This is a genomic window from Burkholderia sp. A9, from assembly GCF_000801975.1.
Map to the genome: position 1 here is coordinate 156,973 of NZ_JSZN01000004.1, position 15,596 is coordinate 172,568.

The 15,596-nt window shown below is 67.5% G+C and carries 12 protein-coding genes; 5 read left to right on the top strand and 7 right to left on the bottom strand.

The annotated features are described in order from the left end of the window. Nucleotides 1-27: 27 nt before the first annotated feature. Nucleotides 28-471: a PaaI family thioesterase gene (locus tag PI86_RS02665; protein WP_014900849.1), complete on the top strand. Its 444-nt coding sequence runs from the start codon at nucleotides 28-30 to the stop codon at nucleotides 469-471. A 395-nt stretch (nucleotides 472-866) separates the two neighbouring features. Here PI86_RS02665 and PI86_RS02670 read toward each other — a convergent pair whose 3' ends face one another. From PI86_RS02670 to prpB, 5 genes are all read right to left on the bottom strand, one after another. Further along, nucleotides 867-1,916 carry a CaiB/BaiF CoA transferase family protein gene (locus tag PI86_RS02670; RefSeq protein WP_039318506.1) on the bottom strand — a complete coding sequence of 350 codons (1,050 nt, stop codon included), beginning with the start codon at nucleotides 1,914-1,916 and terminating at the stop codon, nucleotides 867-869. Between the two features lie 460 nt (nucleotides 1,917-2,376). Then, nucleotides 2,377-3,567, bottom strand: coding sequence for a 2-methylaconitate cis-trans isomerase PrpF (gene prpF, locus PI86_RS02675; protein WP_039318507.1), 1,191 nt, complete (start codon nucleotides 3,565-3,567; stop codon nucleotides 2,377-2,379). 26 nt (nucleotides 3,568-3,593) lie between these two features. Further along, nucleotides 3,594-6,188 (bottom strand): Fe/S-dependent 2-methylisocitrate dehydratase AcnD, encoded by a 2,595-nt coding sequence (gene acnD, locus PI86_RS02680; protein WP_039318509.1) that lies wholly within the window; start codon nucleotides 6,186-6,188, stop codon nucleotides 3,594-3,596. A gap of 81 nt (nucleotides 6,189-6,269) precedes the next feature. After that, nucleotides 6,270-7,442, bottom strand: coding sequence for a bifunctional 2-methylcitrate synthase/citrate synthase (prpC, locus tag PI86_RS02685; RefSeq protein WP_014900845.1), 1,173 nt, complete (start codon nucleotides 7,440-7,442; stop codon nucleotides 6,270-6,272). A gap of 359 nt (nucleotides 7,443-7,801) precedes the next feature. Continuing rightward, a complete protein-coding gene (gene prpB / locus PI86_RS02690) occupies nucleotides 7,802-8,695 on the bottom strand; it encodes a methylisocitrate lyase (RefSeq protein ID WP_039318510.1) in 894 nt (297 codons plus the stop codon). Between the two features lie 170 nt (nucleotides 8,696-8,865). On the opposite strand from prpB, the gene prpR reads away from it, so the two are divergent. After that, nucleotides 8,866-10,866 carry a propionate catabolism operon regulatory protein PrpR gene (gene prpR, locus PI86_RS02695; RefSeq protein ID WP_039318511.1) on the top strand — a complete coding sequence of 667 codons (2,001 nt, stop codon included), beginning with the start codon at nucleotides 8,866-8,868 and terminating at the stop codon, nucleotides 10,864-10,866. A 42-nt stretch (nucleotides 10,867-10,908) separates the two neighbouring features. On the opposite strand, the gene PI86_RS02700 is transcribed toward prpR, so the two are convergent. Then, nucleotides 10,909-11,532 carry a CGNR zinc finger domain-containing protein gene (locus PI86_RS02700; RefSeq protein ID WP_014900842.1) on the bottom strand — a complete coding sequence of 208 codons (624 nt, stop codon included), beginning with the start codon at nucleotides 11,530-11,532 and terminating at the stop codon, nucleotides 10,909-10,911. 279 nt (nucleotides 11,533-11,811) lie between these two features. Here PI86_RS02700 and PI86_RS02705 point away from each other — a divergent pair, with 279 nt between their 5' ends. Then, nucleotides 11,812-12,195: a VOC family protein gene (locus tag PI86_RS02705; protein WP_039318514.1), complete on the top strand. Its 384-nt coding sequence runs from the start codon at nucleotides 11,812-11,814 to the stop codon at nucleotides 12,193-12,195. Between the two features lie 196 nt (nucleotides 12,196-12,391). Here PI86_RS02705 and PI86_RS02710 read toward each other — a convergent pair whose 3' ends face one another. Next, nucleotides 12,392-13,240, bottom strand: a complete 849-nt coding sequence (locus PI86_RS02710) for an ureidoglycolate lyase (RefSeq protein WP_039318516.1) — start codon at nucleotides 13,238-13,240, stop codon at nucleotides 12,392-12,394. A 659-nt stretch (nucleotides 13,241-13,899) separates the two neighbouring features. Here PI86_RS02710 and PI86_RS02715 point away from each other — a divergent pair. Next, nucleotides 13,900-14,721 carry an IclR family transcriptional regulator gene (locus tag PI86_RS02715; protein WP_014900838.1) on the top strand — a complete coding sequence of 274 codons (822 nt, stop codon included), beginning with the start codon at nucleotides 13,900-13,902 and terminating at the stop codon, nucleotides 14,719-14,721. A gap of 227 nt (nucleotides 14,722-14,948) precedes the next feature. After that, nucleotides 14,949-15,500 carry a hypothetical protein gene (locus PI86_RS02720; protein WP_014900837.1) on the top strand — a complete coding sequence of 184 codons (552 nt, stop codon included), beginning with the start codon at nucleotides 14,949-14,951 and terminating at the stop codon, nucleotides 15,498-15,500. Nucleotides 15,501-15,596 lie beyond the last annotated feature (96 nt).

Sequence of the window (15,596 nt, forward strand, 5' to 3'; positions counted from 1 at the left end):
AGCGGACACGCATTGTGAGGAAAGTCGATGACGGACATCACGGACCACGCGCGCGGCGCATTGCGCGCGCAACCGTTCAGCATGCTGCTGGGCACGGAGCTGATGCACATCGGCGACAACGAGGTGTCGCTGTGCCTGCCCGTACGGGAAGAGTTGCGGCAGCAGCACGGCTTCGTGCACGGCGGCGTGATCGGTTATCTCGCCGACAACGCGCTGACGTTCGCCGGCGCGCTCGTGCTCGGCCCGCGCGTCATCACCGCCGAATACAAGATCAACTACCTGCGGCCGGCCGTCAGCGGCACGCTCGTCGCGCGCGCAAAGGTCGTCTACGCGGGCCGGCACCAGGCGACCTGCCAATGTCATGTGTTCGTCATCGACGGCGATCACGAGCGCCTCGTCGCGATCGCACAAGGCACGATCAACCGCGTCGGCGACGGCAAGATGCCGGATGCGCCGGAGGAAACGGCGTGAGTCCGGTGCGCCGATGAGGTGTTTCGGCGAGTCTTACTCCGTGTCCTGATGCGGTTCCGCGCGACTTCGACGTGTACTGCCTTCCCGTCCGACTCGACGCCAAAATCTCCGTCAATATCCCCACCGCGGTACGAATATTCCCTAAATGGCGCGAATTATTCTTTTTGCCACCTATAGCTCGATGCGGCCGGCCAGTCGTCATCCTGTCATTCACCGGAATGCTCGGACTTCGGCTCGTGCTCGGTTTGATTTGCACCGGCGACGGCTCGCAACTCATCGTCGTGACGTGCTCTGGTAGCCGGTGGCGACGCTGGTTCCTCCATTGGGTTTGGTGCAGTGTCGAATCGAGATAAAACAGCATTGCTTAGTCCGGAATGCATCCAATTCCGGGACGCTTAACCCTTTTCCCCCGTCAACGGCAGGAACCGCGGCGCCACGCGCGCCCGAATATTGCCATTCGCGTCGGTACGGTAAATCCCGCGCGCCGCATTGTGCGGATGCTCCACCGCGTCGGCCACGCTCAGCAGCGGCGCAAAGCACGCGTCGGTACCTTCGAGCAGCGTGCGCCAGTGCGCGGACGGCTGCTGCGCGAATACCTCCGCGAAACGCACCTTCAGCGCGGGCCAGCGCGCGCGATCGTATTGGGACGCCGGATCGACGTCGGTCAACCCGAGCCGTTCGACCAGCAGCGCATAGAACGGCGGCTCGAGCGCGCCGATCGTCACGCATTCGCCGTCCGCGCAGCGATACACGTCATAGAACGGTGCGTCGTGAAAGAGGCTCGGCTGCGCACCGTCGAGCTGCCCGTTCGCGCGCGCCCACAGCGCGAGCGAACCGAGCATCGACACGATGTCGACGATCGCGCCGTCGACCACGCGCCCCGGGCCGCCGCCGCGCACGTCAAACAGCGCGCAGACGATCCCGAACGCGAGCCCGAGCGCGCCGCCCGCATCGCCGACGACCGTCGGCGGCACGCCGGGCCGGCCGTCGCGCGGCGCTGACAGCGACAGCAGCCCCGTCAGCGCGACGTAGTTCAGGTCATGTCCGGCGGCCGTCGCGAGCGGCCCGTGCTGGCCCCAGCCGGTCATCCGCCCATACACGAGCTTCGGATTGCGGCGTGCGCACTCGTCGGGCCCGAGGCCGAGGCGCTCCATCACGCCGGGCCGCAGCCCTTCGATCAGCGCGTCGGCCTGCGCGATCAGCGCGAGCGCCGCGTCGCGGCCTGCCGGCGACTTCAGATCGAGTTCGACGATCGTCTTGCCTTCGCGCAACAGGTCGCCATCGCGCCCCTGCAGTGCATCCGGCGCGCTCGTTCTGCCGGCCGGGCGCGCGATCAGCGTGATGCGCGCCCCCATCCCGGCGAGCATCCAGCCTGCGAGCGGGCCGGGGCCGAGACCTTCGAATTCGACGATATGGACGCTGGAAAGCGGCGCACCAAGCGACATACGATTCTCCTGTCGACCCACGTTAGCGCTTTAGCGCTTACGTGGGTCCCATGCTTCGCGGTCGACCCACGTTAGCGCTTTAGCGCTTACGTGGGTCCCATGCTTCGCGGTCGACCCGCGTTAGCGCTTTAGCGCTTACGCAGGTCCCATGCTTCGCGGTCGACCCGCGTTAGCACTTCAGCGCTTACGCAGGTCCCATGCTTCGCGGTCAACCCGCATTAGCGCCTTGGCGCTTACGCAGGTCCCATGCTTCGCGGTCGATCCGCGTTAGCGCCTTGGCGCTTACGCAGGTCCCATGCCTTGCGGTCAACCAGCGTTAGCGCGCCGGTTCGATGCTTTGCTCATCGCCTCGGCGCCGCCACGCATGCATCAAACGAAAAATCCCTGCGTAGCGGATTCGCTGCGCAGGGATCGGGTCAAGCTTCAGCCGCGCCAGCTCGCGCGCACGAACCGTCGAGCGTCAGAACGCATCCCCCGGCACCCGCACCCAGCCTTCCATCAGCACGCGTGCGCTGCGGCTCATGATCGCCTTCGTGACGGTCCATTCGCCGTTCTCGAGCCGGGCTTCCGCGCCGACGCGCAGCGTGCCCGACGGATGCCCGAAGCGCACCGCGTTGCGTTCGCCGCCGCCCGCCGCGAGATTGACCAGCGTGCCGGGAATCGCCGCGGCCGTGCCGATCGCGACCGCCGCCGTGCCCATCATCGCGTGGTGCAGCTTGCCCATCGACATCGCACGCACCAGCAGGTCGACGTCGCCTGCGTTCACGCGCTTGCCGCTCGACGCGACATAGTCGGCCGGCTTCGCGACGAACGCGACCTTCGGCGTGTGCTGGCGCGTCGCGATCTCGTCGAGCGTGTCGATCAGGCCCATGCGCAGCGCGCCGTGCGCGCGGATCGTCTCGAACTTCTCGAGCGCCTTCGCGTCGCCGTTGATCGCGTCCTGCAGCTCCGTGCCCGTGTAGCCGATCGCTTCGGCCTCGACGAAGATGGTCGGAATCCCCGCGTTGATCATCGTCGCCTTCAGCGTGCCGATGCCGGGCACCGCCAGATCGTCGACGAGGTTGCCGGTCGGGAACATCGACCCGCCCGAGCCTTCTTCGTCGGCAGCCGGGTCCATGAATTCGAGCTGCACTTCGGCGGCCGGGAACGTGACGCCATCCAGCTCGAAATCACCCGTCTCCTGCACCGCGCCGTTCGTGATCGGCACGTGCGCAACGATCGTCTTGCCGATGTTCGCCTGCCAGATCCGCACGGTCGCGACGCCGTCGCGCGGCACGCGCGACGCCTCCACGAGGCCGCCGCTGATCGCGAACGGGCCGACCGCCGCCGACAGGTTGCCGCAGTTGCCGGTCCAGTCGACGAACGCCTTGTCGATCGCGACCTGCCCGAACAGGTAGTCGACGTCGTGGCCGGGCCGCGTGCTCTTCGACACGATCACCGTCTTGCTGGTGGACGACGTCGCGCCGCCCATCCCGTCGATCTGCTTGCCGTACGGATCGGGGCTGCCGATCACGCGCAGCAGCAGCGCGTCGCGCGCGGCGCCCGGCGCCTGCGCGGCGTCCGGCAGGTCCTGCAGCCGGAAGAACACGCCCTTGCTGGTGCCGCCGCGGATGTAGGTCGCCGGAATCCTGATTTGAGGAATGTGAGCCATGTTTGCGTTATCCCTGTGTGACCCGGTCATGCCGCCTGCGACGATTCGAGGAAGTCCTGCGCGAAACGCTGCAGCACGCCGCCCGCGTCGTAGATCGACACTTCCTCGGCCGTATCGAGCCGGCACGTCACCGGTACCTCGACGCGTTCGCCGTTCTTGCGATGAATCACCAGCGTGAGATCGGCGCGCGGCGTGCGCTCGCCGATCACGTCGAAGGTCTCGGTGCCGTCGACGCCGAGCGTGGTGCGGTTCGTGCCCGGCTTGAACTCGAGCGGCAGCACGCCCATCCCGATCAGGTTCGTGCGGTGGATCCGCTCGAACCCTTCGGCGACGATCACCTCGACGCCCGCGAGCCGCACGCCCTTCGCGGCCCAGTCGCGCGACGAGCCCTGGCCGTAGTCGGCGCCGGCGATCACGATCAGCGGCTGCTTGCGATTCATGTAGGTTTCGATCGCTTCCCACATCCGCATGACCTGGCCTTCCGGCTCGACGCGCGCGAGCGAGCCCTTCTTCACCGCGCCGTCGACGACCGCCATCTCGTTGATCAGCGTCGGGTTCGCGAAGGTCGCGCGCTGCGCGGTCAGGTGGTCTCCCCGGTGCGTCGCGTACGAGTTGAAGTCTTCTTCCGGCAGGCCCATCTTGGCCAGGTACTCACCGGCCGCGCTGTTCGCGAGGATCGCGTTCGACGGCGACAGGTGGTCGGTCGTGATGTTGTCGCCGAGCACCGCGAGCGGGCGCATGCCCTTGAGCGTGCGTTCGCCGGCCAGCGCGCCTTCCCAGTACGGCGGACGGCGGATGTAGGTGCTCTGCGCGCGCCAGTCGTACAGCGGCGCCGCGCGCTCGCCGGCATCGGCCGTGCGCGCGAACATCGGTTCGTAGACCTTGCGGAACTGCTCGGGCTTCACGCTCGACGCGACGATCGCGTCGATCTCCTCGTCGGTCGGCCAGATGTCCTTCAGCGTGACGGGCTTGCCGTCCTGGTCGTGGCCGAGTACGTCCTTCTCGATGTCGAAGCGGATCGTGCCGGCGATCGCATACGCGACGACGAGCGGCGGCGACGCGAGGAACGCCTGCTTTGCATACGGATGGATGCGGCCGTCGAAGTTGCGGTTGCCGGACAGCACGGCCGTCGCGTACAGGTCGCGGTCGACGATCTCCTGCTGGATCTTCGGATCGAGCGCGCCCGACATCCCGTTGCAGGTCGTGCACGCGAACGCGACGATGCCGAAGCCGAGCTTCTCGAGTTCCGGCAGCAGGTTCGCTTCTTCCAGATACAGCTCGACCGCCTTCGATCCCGGCGCGAGCGAGCTCTTCACCCACGGCTTGCGCGTGAGGCCCTTCGCGTTCGCGTTGCGCGCGAGCAAGGCGGCTGCAATCACGTTGCGCGGGTTGCTGGTGTTCGTGCAGCTCGTGATCGCGGCGATGATCACCGCACCGTCGGGCATCTCGCCCGCCTTCTCTTCCCACGCGCCGGCGATCCCGCGCGCGGCGAGGTCGGACGTCGGCAGCCGCTTGTGCGGGTTCGACGGGCCGGCCATGTTGCGCACCACGCTCGACAGGTCGAACGTCAGCGTGCGCTCGTACTGCGCATTGTTCAGCGTATCGACCCACAGGCCCGCCGCCTTCGCGTAGGTCTCGACCAGCTTCACCTGCTCGTCGCTGCGGCCGGTGAGGCGCAGGTAGTCGGTCGTCTGGCCGTCGATGAAGAACATCGCGGCCGTCGCGCCGTATTCGGGCGCCATGTTCGAGATCGTCGCGCGGTCGCCGAGCGTGAGGCTCGCCGCGCCCGCACCGCGGAATTCCAGGTACGCGCCGACCACCTTTTCCTTGCGCAGGAACTCGGTCAGCGCGAGCACGACGTCGGTCGCGGTGATGCCGGGCTGGCGCTTGCCGGTCAGCTCGACGCCGACGATGTCGGGCAGGCGCATCCACGATGCGCGGCCGAGCATCACGTTCTCCGCCTCCAGGCCACCGACGCCGATCGCGATCACGCCGAGCGCGTCGACGTGCGGCGTGTGGCTGTCGGTGCCGACGCAGGTGTCCGGATACGCGACGCCGTCCTGTGCCTGGATCACCGGCGACATCTTCTCCAGGTTGATCTGGTGCATGATGCCGTTGCCCGGCGGGATCACGTCGACGTTCTCGAACGACTGCTTGGTCCATTCGATGAAGTGGAAGCGATCCTCGTTGCGACGATCCTCGATCGCGCGGTTCTTCGCGAACGCGTCCGGATCGAAGCCGCCGCACTCGACGGCGAGCGAGTGGTCGACGATCAGCTGCACGGGCACGACCGGGTTCACCTTCGCCGGGTCGCCGCCGCGCTCCGCGATCGCGTCGCGCAGGCCCGCGAGGTCGACGAGCGCCGTCTGGCCGAGGATGTCGTGGCACACCACGCGCGCCGGGAACCACGGGAAGTCACGCTCGCGCTTGCGCTCGATGATCTGCTTCAGCGAATCGGCGAGGATCGCCGGATCGGCGCGGCGCACGAGGTTTTCGGCGAGCACGCGCGACGTGTACGGCAGCGTGTCGTACGCGCCGGGTGCGATCGCTTCGACCGCGGCACGCGCGTCGAAGTAGTCCAGCGACGTGCCGGGCAGGGGTTTGCGGTTGGCGGTATTCATGATGTGGGGCGGAATTCGGGGTAAGACGTTCCGCGCGCGCCGGCGGCCCGCATCACGGGCGCCGGTGCGCGCGGCGGGCGATCAGCGCTTTTCGATCGGCACGAACTGCAGGTCTTCCGGACCCGTGTAGTTCGCGCTCGGGCGGATGATCTTGTTGTCGATGCGCTGCTCGATGATGTGCGCGCTCCAGCCCGACGTGCGCGAGATCACGAACAGCGGCGTGAACATCGCGGTCGGCACACCCATCATGTGATACGACACGGCGCTGAACCAGTCGAGGTTCGGGAACATCTTCTTCGCCTCCCACATCACCGATTCGAGGCGCTCGGCGATGTTGTACAGCTTCAGGTCGCCCGCTTCCTTCGACAGCTTGTGCGCGACGCCCTTGATCACCTTGTTGCGCGGATCGGAGATCGTGTAGACCGGGTGGCCGAAGCCGATCACGACTTCCTTGTTCTCGACGCGGCGGCGGATGTCGGCTTCGGCGTCGTCCGGCGAGGTGTAGCGGCTCTGGATTTCATACGCGACTTCGTTCGCGCCGCCGTGCTTCGGCCCGCGCAGCGCGCCGATCGCGCCGGTGATCGCCGAGTAGATGTCCGAGCCCGTGCCCGCGATCACGCGGCCGGTGAAGGTCGATGCGTTGAACTCGTGCTCCGCGTACAGGATCAGCGACGTGTGCATCGCGTCGACCCACGACTTCGACGGCGTCTTGCCGTGCAGCAGGTGCAGGAAATGGCCGCCGATCGAGTCGTCGTCGGTTTCCGTCTCGATGCGCTTGCCGTTGTGCGAGAAGTGATACCAGTACAGCAGGATCGAGCCGAGCGATGCCATCAGGCGGTCGGCGATGTCGCGCGCGCCCGGCAGGTTGTGGTCGTCCTTCTCCGGCAGCACCGTGCCGAGCACCGACACGCCGGTGCGCATCACGTCCATCGGGTGAGCGGAAGCCGGGATCTGCTCGAGCGCGGCCTTCAGTGCGTTCGGCAGGCCGCGCATCGCGCGCAGCTTGGTCTTGTACGCGGCCAGTTCGGTCAGGTTCGGGAGCGTGCCGTGCACGAGCAGGTGCGCGATTTCCTCGAACTCGCACGATTCGGCGACGTCGAGAATGTCGTAGCCGCGGTAGTGCAGGTCGTTGCCGGTCTTGCCGACCGTGCACAGCGCCGTGTTGCCCGCCGTCACGCCCGACAGCGCCACCGACTTCTTCGGCTTGAAGGCGCCTGCGGCTGCCGGTGCTGCTGCGTCTTTCGTCTCGCTCATGTTTCCGTTCTCCAATAGGTGTCTCTGTGTCGACCGGACTTAGCGCTTCAGCGCTTAGTCCGGTCCCATGCTTCGCGGTCGACCCGACTTAGCGCTTCAGCGCTTAGTCCGGTCCCATGCTTCGCGGTCGACCCGACTTGGCGCTTCAGCGCTTAGTCCGGTCCCATGCTTCGCGGTCGACCCGACTTGGCGCTTCAGCGCTTAGTCCGGTCCCATGCTTCGCGGTCGACCGGACTTGGCGCTTCAGCGCTTGGTCCGGTCCCATGCAAAGCCGGATCTCGGCCGGGCCCGGCGCGTCGGCGCGCGGCCCGGCTTCATGCAATGCGTTCCGGGATACGAGTCCCGGCGCGCGAGCCGCGTTACTTCTTGCCCTGCGCGAACAGTTCGTCGAGCTTCTGCTCGTACGCGTGATAGCCGAGGAAGTCGTACAGCTCGGCGCGGGTCTGCATCGTCGGCACGGCGGCCTTCTGCGTGCCGTCGCGGCGCAGCGTCTCGTAGAAATTCAGCGCGGCCTTGTTCATCGCGCGATACGCGCCACAGCAGTAAAGCGCGATGTCGACGTTCGCCTCGCGCAGTTCGTCGAGCGTGAACAGCGGCGTCGAGCCGAACTCGGTCAGGTTCGCGAGGATCGGCACCTTCACGGCGGCCTTGAAGCGGCGGTAGTCGTCGAGCGATTTCATCGCTTCCGGGAAAATCATGTCCGCGCCGGCTTCCACGTAGGCGATCGCGCGCTCGATCGCCGCGTCGATCCCTTCGGCGGCGGCCGCGTCGGTGCGGGCCATGATCACGAACTGGTCGTCGGTGCGCGCGTCGACCGCGGCCTTCACGCGATCGACCATTTCATCGGTCGGTACGACTTCCTTGCCCGGACGGTGGCCGCAGCGCTTCTGGCCGACCTGGTCCTCGAGGTGCACGGCCGCGACGCCGGCCTTGATGAACGAGCGGACCGTGCGCGCGATGTTGAATGCGCCGCCCCAGCCCGTGTCGATGTCGACCAGCAGCGGCAGGTCGGTCGCGTTGGTGATCCGGTTCGCGTCGATCAGCACATCTTCCATCGTGCTGATGCCGAGATCGGGGATGCCGAGCGAATTCGCTGCGACGCCGCCGCCCGACAGGTAGACGGCCTTGAAGCCGACGGCCTGCGCCATCTTGGCCGCGTACGCGGTGATCGCGCCGACCACCTGCAGCGGCTGCTCGGCCGCGACTGCCGCGCGGAATTTCGCGCCGGCGCTCTGAAGATGCGTATTGCTCATGAACGGCCTCCTGAGGGAATGCCCATTACCAGCAAGGACCGGGCCAGCTCGCGAAACACGGCTAACCCACTGATTCTTAAGCAACCGGCGCGGGCGCTGCATCGTCCGGCGATTTCAATTTGGCAATTTCATATTTCAAAAATGAAATCGCACGCGCATAATCGATCGTCATGGACCTCTCCTCGACCAAGCCCGTCGGCCCGGCCGACCGCGCGGTGCGCCCGCGCATCTGGGCGATGGGCATCAGCCGCCTGCGCGACCTGTTTCGCGAGATCGCCGGCGAATTCGACGAACGCGCCGACGTGCGCATCGTCACGCGCGCTTACGAAGACGCGCTGAGCGCGATCGCGGAGGCCGGCACCGCGCGGCCCGACGTGATCGTCGCGGCCGGCTCGAACGGCGGCTTCCTGAAAACACGCGCGCAGGTACCGGTCGTGGTCGTGTCGCCGACCGGCTTCGACGTGATGCAGGCACTCGCGCGCGCACGGCGCGACGCGTCGCGGATCGCGCTCGTCAGCGCCGGCGAGACGCCGCCGGAAGTGCGCCGCTTCGTCGCCGCGTACGGTCTCGACGTGCAGTTTGCGTCATATCAGTCCGCGCAGGAAGCGGAAGCCTGCGTGCACGACCTGCACGATCGCGGCATCGAGACGATCGTCGGCCCCGGCCTCGTCACCGATCTCGCGGCGAGCGCCGGCATGGGCGCGGTGTTCCTGTATTCGCACGCGTCGGTGCGCAAGGCTGTCGAGACGGCGCTCGAAGTCGCATACGCGACGCACGCCGAGGCGTTTCGCCGCCAGCGGCTCGACAACCTGCTGCAACACCTGCGCGACGGCGTGGTTGCGCTCGACGCGCGCGGCCGCGTCGAGGCCATCAACGAGCGGCTCGCATCGGCGCTCGGGGTCGAACCCGCTGCGGCCGTCGGCCGCGCGCTCGTCGACCTGCGACCCGAGCTGCGCACGCTGCGCGGCGAGGACGGCGACGCGCTTGCGACCGTGCGCGGCGTGCGCTACGTCGTGCATCGCGGGCCGCTCGTCGATCGCGGCGTCACGTCGGGCAGCGTGCTGACGTTCCAGGAATCGCGCGCGGTCGAACGGCTCGACCGTGCGCTGCGCTCGCAGCCGAACACACAGCAGTTCGCCGCGCGCTACACGCTCGACGACGTGATCGGCGCGTCCGCGCCGATGGCGCGCGTGCGCGATCTCGTGCGCCGCTACGCGAAATCCGACGCGACCGTGCTCGTGCTCGGCGAAAGCGGCACCGGCAAGGAGATGATCGCGCAGAGCCTGCATGCGCTGTCCGTGCGGCGCAGCTATCCGTTCGTCGCGATCAACTGCGGCGCGTTTCCGGAAGCGCTGCTCGAGAGCGAGCTGTTCGGCTACGAGGAAGGCGCGTTCACCGGCGCGCGGCGCGGCGGCAAGACCGGGCTGTTCGAGGCCGCGCACCGCGGCACGCTGTTTCTCGACGAGATCGGCGAGATGCCGCCGTCGCTGCAAAGCCGGCTGCTGCGCGTGTTGCAGGAGCGCGAGGTGATCCGCCTCGGCTCGACCGAGCCGATCCGGATCGACGTGCGCGTGATCGCCGCGACGCATCGTCCGCTGCTCGCGGCCGTGGAGGCCGGCACGTTCCGCGCCGATCTCTATTACCGGCTCAACATCCTGAACGTCGGCCTGCCGCCGCTGCGCGAGCGCGCCGCCGACATTCCGGCGCTCGCGGCCACGCTGCTCGTGCAAGCCGCGCGGCGCGAGCCGCGGCTGGCCGAACGCGTGCGCGAGGTCGGCGATGCCATGCGCGTGCTCGACGCGACGCAGGCGACGCTCGCGCGCTACCGGTGGCCCGGCAACGTGCGGGAACTGCAGAACGTGGTCGAGCGGATCGCGGTGGAGCTGGCCGAGGAAGTCGACGAGAACGATCCGGGCGCCGCGTGCGCGGCGCTCGCGCCCGACGCGCTGCAGGCGATCGCGCCCGAGTTGTTCGCGGCGCCGCCCGACGCGGCCGATACCGATACCGATGCCGATGCCGACGACGCACGGACGCTCCAGGCGCGCCGCCGCCGCGCGGAAGCCGACGAGATCCGCGCGGTGCTCGACGCGTGCGGCGGCGACCGCGATCGCGCGTGCGCGATGCTCGGCATCAGCAAGACGACGCTGTGGCGGAAGCTGTCGGCAAAATAGGTGCGAGCGGGACAGGCGTGACGCGCGGGATCATCGGCCCCGTCAATCGGCCTTGTGATAGTGGCGGTACGCCTTCGCGCGATTGCCGCACGACGACATCGAGCACCAGCGGCGGCTGCCGTTCTTGCTGTCGTCGATGAACAGCCACTGGCATGCGTCGTTCGCGCAGCGCTTGACCTTCGCGAGCCGCGCGCCGCCCAGCAGGTCGGTCGCCGACCACAGCACCGGGCTCAGCAGCCCAGCGAGCGTCGCGCCCGCTTCCCCGATCCGCCACGCATAGCCGCCGTCGACCCGCGCCAGCGCGACGCGCGGCGCCGCCTCCGCCAGAAAACCACCCAGCAGCGCGAGATCGTCGGCTTGCGGCTCGCGCCGCTCGGCCTGCGCGTGAAAGAGCCGATACAGCGCCTCGCGCAACGCGAGCGCGCGCGCCAGCATCGCCGGTTCTTCATTGTTGTTCAAGTATTGCGCACGACACGCGTCGGCCACGCAGGCCGGCATGCGCGCCTGCTCCCGGCACCACGCGAGCAGGTCGTCGAGCGTGCCGAAGGTTTCCGTCGGCGCGTCGGCGCCGCGCCAGTACAGCGTGTTCGCGAAATCGATGCTCAGCGTTTCAGACGGGGCCGGAATCAGGCAGTCCGTCGTGACGGAAGGTTGCGTTTTGCTCATGACGCGATCGTATCTAACCACCATGCTGGTTGACAAGCGTCCGGGCGCTTTCCAACATAACCAGCATGGTGGTTGAAAACAGGCTTGCTGCGCTGACGTCCCCTCTTCAGTTCAAGGAGCCACAGATGATCGATCGCTTTTCCTGCGGTGTTGTCCACATCGATCGCAGCCACGCGCTTTACGACAGCACGCTCGGCGCACTGCGCTACAAGCGGCTGGCATGGTGGTTATAAGCAGGTTTGCTGCACTGACGTCCCCCTTCAGTTCAAGGAGCCACAGATGATCGATCACCTTTCGTTCGGCGTTGCCCACATCGACCGCAGCCGCGCGTTCTACGACAGCACGCTCGGCGCGCTCGGCTACAAGCGGCTGTACAGCGACGACGGATCCCTCGGCTACGGCACCACCGAACCGGTGCTGTGGTTGCAGCACGCGCCCCGTCCGGTCGTCGCCGATCCCGATTCGGGGTTGCACGTGTCGTTTCGCGCATCGTCGCCGGTGGAAGTCGACGCGTTCTACCGCGCCGCGCTCCAGCACGGCGGGCAGGACAACGGCGGGCCCGGCAAGCGCGAGCACTATGGCCCCGGCTATTACGCGGCATTCGTCGTCGACCCCGACGGGTATCGGCTCGAAGCCCATTGCGAGCTGGACAACGTCGTCTGATCCGGTTCGTACGGCCCCGGATGAACGACAAGGGCCCGATTCCGCATCGCGCGGAATCGGGCCCTTGTCTTTGCTGCATCGATGTTCGGTTCGCGACGGCCGCCGCCGGTCATGCGAGGCGATCGGGCGGCTGGCCGGGCAGCGCGGCCGGGTTGCGGTTGATTGCGCCCGCGATCCGGCCCGCGCCGGCCAATGCTTACTGCGCGTTGCGCGTGCTCTGCAGTTGCTCGCCGAGCCCTTCGATCCCGAGGCGCACCATCTGGCCGGCCTTCAGGAACACCGGCGACGGCTTGATGCCCATCCCGACGCCCGGCGGCGTGCCGGTCGTGATCACGTCGCCCGGTTGCAGCGTCATGCAGGTCGACAGGTAGGCGATCAGTTGCGCGACGGTGAACACCATCGTGCGCGTGTTGCCGTTCTGATAGCGATGGCCGTCGATCTCGAGCCACAGGTCGAGGCGCTGCGGATCGGGCACCTCGTCGCGCGTGACGAGCCACGGGCCGATCGGGCCGAACGTGTCGAAGCCCTTGCCCTTGTCCCACTGGCCGCCGCGCTCGATCTGCCACTCGCGCTCGGACACGTCGTTGACGACGCAGTAGCCCGCGACGTAGTCGAGCGCGCGCGCTTCGTCGACGTCCTTGCAGGTCGCGCCGATCACGACGCCCAGCTCGACTTCCCAGTCCGTCTTCACCGAGCCCTTTGGAATGTCGATGCCGTCGTTCGGGCCGCAGATCGAACTCGTCCACTTGCCGAACACCACCGGCTCCTTCGGCACCGGCATGCCGGCTTCGGCCGCGTGGTCCGCATAGTTCAGGCCAATGCCGATGAACTTGCCGACGCGCCCGACGCACGCGCCGATGCGCGGCTCGCCGGGGACGAGCGGCAGCGTGGCCGGGTCGATCCCGCGCAGCCGCGCGAGACCGGCGTCGGACAGCGCGTCGCCGGCAAGATCCGGCACGTGCGCGGACAGGTCGCGAATCCGGCCGTCCGCGTCGAGAATTCCGGGCTTTTCCTGGCCGGACGGGCCATAGCGAAGCAGTTTCATCGTGCTCAACCTCTGTTGTCGAATGTGACAGGATACCGGCCGACGCGGCCGCTCACAGCCACGCGCCGGACTGAATGTCGATCGTCGATGGCGCGCGTCGGCCCAGGTTCCGGCAGCCGTTCGACGCGCGAGGCTCGCGCAGGCGCAGCGATCGCGGCGCCGCACCGGGGTGCAGCGCGCATCGAACGGGCGGCCGCCGGTCTGCGCATCGGCGACGACGGCCCGGCATCCGCGGCATGTGCCGGCCCTTGCCGGCCGGCTTCACGCGCGGCCGCGCCGTCGCTGGCCCGCCACTCTTTGTACCATCGGCGGCCCGCCATGAAATGGCGCGCGACGGATACCGACTATTGGTGCGCCTGCCGTGGTTGCACCGCAGCATCGGACCTGTCGATACATTCGGCCCGACGCCGAATCCCGCTTTTCTTCCATCCCAGGCAAGCGAATTGCGAATATTCGTTATGACCCTGTCATCGGGAACGACACCTGATCCGTTCTTGCTCGGTAACGATCGGTAAAAAGATGCCGCATTGCACACTGTAAGTTTGTTGTTAAGCTCGCGCGGATGGCGGTCACATCCGCATGCGGCTTGACGAATCCGCGTGCAAAACGGGCCTGCGTGCGTCGCCCGCCGATCGGCAATTCCCGGACTTCCAAACATAATGCAAACGACCAACAATCCGCTTCCCGGCATCGACGCACGGGAGTCGATGGGCGCAGCCGATCGCTATCGCGCGCCCGCGCTCGACAAGGGTCTCGACATCCTCGAACTCCTGTCGGAACAGAAGGAAGGACTCACCCGCACCGAAATCACGAAAGAGCTCGGCCGCAACGCGAGCGAGATCTACCGGATGCTCGAACGTCTCGTTGCCCGCCGCTACGTGATGCGCTCGACCGGCGGCGACCGCTACACGCTCAGCCTGAAACTGTTCGCACTCGCCCACCGGCATCCGCCTATGAACCGGCTGATCGCCGAAGCCTTGCCGCTGATGCAGCGCTTCGCCGATGCCGCCGAACAGTCGTGCCATTTGTCAGTCTACGATCGCGGCAACCTGCTCGTGATCGCGCAGGTCGACGGCCCCGGCCCGTGGGGCGTGTCGGTGCGGCTCGGCTCGCGTGTCGGGCTCGCCGATACGGCGTCGGGCCGCGTGATGCTGTCGTTCCAGAGTGCCGAGCAGCGCGCGCACATACTGGCCGAGCATCGCAAGGTCAAGGGTGAAGCGCCGATCAACGAACAGGAACTCGCGTACGCGTGCCAGTCCATCCGGCAGTCCGGCTATCTGCGCCAGGACAGCCGCCAGGCGTACGGCGTCACCGACCTGAGCGCGCCGATCCTCGGCCCGTCCGGCCATGCGATCGCGGTGCTGACCTGCCCGTACATGCGCCGCATCGATGCGCACATGGCGCCGTCCTCCGACACGGTCGTCGCAGGGCTGCGCGATACGGCCGGCCATCTGTCGATGTGCCGCGCGGAGACATATTGAACGCGCGACGGCGCTGAAGCCGGTCGATCGTTCGGGCGCGGCAGTCGTTCAGCCACCCGGCCGGCGGGCGGCCGCTCCGGTGCGCGATGCGCGGCGGGATCGCGGACGCTCGCGCCGGCCTTCGCCAGACCGTTGCCGAAGGTGCGGGCGCTGCACGCGCGGCGCTACGCTAGAATAGCGGCCCTCTCAAAAACTACGGCGGCCGGTTGTCGCGGCCGTCGTGTCTGATGGATGTCATGGCCAAACTTCTGAACGATCAAGAATTCCAGCGCTTCTCCGAACTTCAGCAGAAGCAGGCAAGCTTCACGATCACGCCCGAGGAAGCGGACGAGCTGCGCGATATCGTCGCGCGCGCGCAGAAGAAGCGCGACGATCGCGCCGCTGCGATGCTCGCGATCGAGAACTACATCGAACAGTTCGACATCACGCCCGACGAGCTCTTCTCGCCCGAGCAGATCGGCGACGCCGCGCGCACCTACGGCCTCATCACGGCCACCAAGAAGGAACGCACGCTGCCGCCGTCGATCACGTTCAACGGCAAGCCGTACCAATGGACCAAGACGCTCCCGGACGACGTGCGCAGCGCGCTGTTCGACGCGTTTACGTCCGGCGAATCGGTCAAGCGCTTCATCGCGATGCCGAAGGACACCGCGCGTTGCGCACTGACGATCGCCCGCCTCGAGCGCGAAACCGGCGGCGTCTATGCCGAAGCGCATCTCGAAGAACTCGCGATTTCGCGCGACCAGGTGAACGACGCAGCGTCGAAACTCGCTGTGTAAACGCTGTTGCGGGCACGGTTCATGCGTGCCTGCAACGGCGCGGACGCCGGCCGAGGCCGGTGCCGCGCCTGCCGGAGCACTGCGTCCGCAGGCTCC